Consider the following 2381-nt stretch of genomic DNA (forward strand, 5'->3'; position numbering starts at 1 on the left):
CGATTTTGAGGGGGTCAATTACCTAATTTTCAGGGAAAAAGTAGCTGAATTTCCCCCTGATCACTCCCATATCTGGTACTTTTGGATTTCAAAAAAGGCTAAAAGTCTTATCCAGCAAGGTTTTTAGATTTATTCAGCAGATCCTAGGTAGATGGTCGAGCCTGAAGGGAAAATTAAGGGGTTTGGTATAGTATCTATTTTCTCAAGTAATGGCAGCGATGGTTAATTGCCCTAACTCCTCTCCCAGAACAAACGGCAGGGGTCTTTTGATAGACTAGAGTTATGGCCCCAGAGTAAGGAGCTAGGGGCAAGAAAAGCTTAATATTTGAGATGAACCGATCAAGCGAGAATATCGTCTAGAATTAATTAACTCAAAAAATCCTGACTGAATCTACCTTTAAGCAAACTTTTCTAAAAATGATGGCTGAATTACTGAGTCTAGTTCCTGCCAAGTCCCTCGAAACTGATGTAGTGGTAGGGGAAGCACCGGCAGTATGTCCCCTTCCTCCAGTCACGGTTAGTAATGATACCCTACTTATTTCCCTGATCGATCGCCTGCGACGTACTTTGGAAAATCACCGCGGCGAAAATCAAATTGTGGTGATGCAGGATTTCCCGGATCCCGATGCTCTTTCTAGTGCCTGGGCCTATCAAATTATCGCCGAACAGTACAATATTCACTGTGATATAGTCTATGCGGGTACTCTCTCCCATCAGGAAAATGTCGCTTTGGTAAAACTAACGGGTTTACCGGCTAAACGTTGGGGAGTCCATACCCTCAAGGATAGAGATCTTTCGGTTTATCAGGGTTGTGTTTTTGTCGATGGTCAGGGAACCAATAGTCAGTTAACCACTCTGGTTAAACAGGCAAAAATTCCCATTATTGTCGTGATTGATCATCATACTCGCCAAGGGGATCTAGAGGCGGAATTTGTCGATATTCGTCCCCAAATCCGGGCAACAGCGACGATGTTAACCCAATATATCCAAAAAGGGTTAATAAGTTTTAATACTAGCGATACCATCCATGTTAAGTGTGCCACAGCTTTGATGCACGGATTGCGATCGGATACGAATAATTTAATGCAAGCGCAAGAGTGTGAATTTATCGCTGCTGGTTATCTCAGTCGTTTCTACGATGCACAATTATTAAACGCGGTCCTGCAATCGGCCAGATCCCGACGGGTGATGGATGTGATTGAACGGTCCCTAAAAAATCGTATTATTAAAAATAATTATTCGATCGCCGGGGTGGGTTATTTGCGTTATGATGACCGGGATGCGATTCCCCAAGCTGCCGATTTTTTGGTGACAGAAGAAAATGTTCACACGGCTTTAGTTTATGGTATCGTTCACGATGAAGATGAGGAGATCGAGTTAGTCATCGGTTCTATGCGTACCAGTAAAATTACCCTAGATCCCGATGAATTTCTCAAGGAAGCTTTCGGACAGGATAACCAAGGTCGCTTTTTTGGTGGTGGTCGTTATATGGCCGGAGGTTTTGAAATTCCTATCGGTTTCCTCGGTGGTTTTAATAATAATGCCGAATACGCAAAACTTAAGTGGGAACTGTATGACACCCAAATTAAACAGAAACTTTCCCATCTAGTTAACCCAGATGAAAAGGTAATTCGCACCTAGCTATTAGACCTCAGCTATCTGTTAACATTGCCAAGACCGACCTAACACTGATATGAAACTTTATTTTGTGCGTCATGGATTAGCAGGACAATCGGGGGATTATCTCAACGATAGGGAACGTCCTTTAACCGAGGAAGGTAGGGCCAAAACTGCTAAAATTGCCCAAAGATTAGGACAGTTGGGGGTGAAATTTGACCTAATTTTGACTTCTCCCCTGGTGCGTGCCGTGCAAACCGCCGAAATTTTGCAAAAAGCGGGTTTAAGCCGTAAAATTGAGCAATTTAATCCCCTATCACCCAACGGCAATATTCAAGATTGGGTGCAGTGGTGGCAAAAGTCCGACTATCAGCGAGAGGAAAATGCGATCGCACTGGTAGGCCACGAACCGGATTTAGGCTATTGGACGGAAATGCTAGTTTGGGGCAAGTTTCAAGGAAAATTATCGGTCAAAAAAGCGGGAATAATTGGTCTAGAGGTTCCCAATCAGGAAAATCCCCTAGGCAAGTGTCAGTTATTCTGGTTGACAGCACCGAAATTACTTCTCTAGGAATTAACCTAGGTGTATCTATCCTTTTTGGAGACTACAATCGATGTTTAGTTAGGGTCTGCTGAAAAAGTTTTTCCTGGGGGTAGGAGTCAGTAGCCGGTCGTCAGTAGCCAGTCGTTTCAGGCTTTGTTGCCCTTGTTTTGTGTACCAAGCGATGTACTACAAGAAGGATAATGCAAGGTTTTTGAAAGTC

At 43.4% G+C, this 2381-nt stretch carries 2 protein-coding genes; both read left to right on the top strand.

Going from position 1 to position 2381, the window contains the following annotated elements; genetic code table 11:
- Window positions 1–417: 417 nt before the first annotated feature.
- Entirely contained in the window at window positions 418–1641 is a 1224-nt protein-coding gene (locus O9332_RS03175; RefSeq protein WP_288023596.1) for a DHH family phosphoesterase, read from the top strand.
- A 52-nt stretch (window positions 1642–1693) separates the two neighbouring features.
- Window positions 1694–2188 carry a phosphohistidine phosphatase SixA gene (sixA, locus tag O9332_RS03180; RefSeq protein WP_288023597.1) on the top strand — a complete coding sequence of 165 codons (495 nt, stop codon included), beginning with the start codon at window positions 1694–1696 and terminating at the stop codon, window positions 2186–2188.
- Window positions 2189–2381 lie beyond the last annotated feature (193 nt).

Origin of the sequence: Microcystis sp. LE19-10.1B (assembly GCF_027530565.1) — a bacterium.
Lineage (GTDB): Bacteria > Cyanobacteriota > Cyanobacteriia > Cyanobacteriales > Microcystaceae > Microcystis > Microcystis aeruginosa.

Excerpts from the sequence above, each read along its gene's own strand:
- sixA (WP_288023597.1), top strand. The coding sequence starts at position 1,694 with ATGAAACTTTATTTTGTGCGTCATGGATTAGCAGGACAATCGGGGGAT.
- O9332_RS03175 (WP_288023596.1), top strand. The coding sequence starts at position 418 with ATGATGGCTGAATTACTGAGTCTAGTTCCTGCCAAGTCCCTCGAAACT.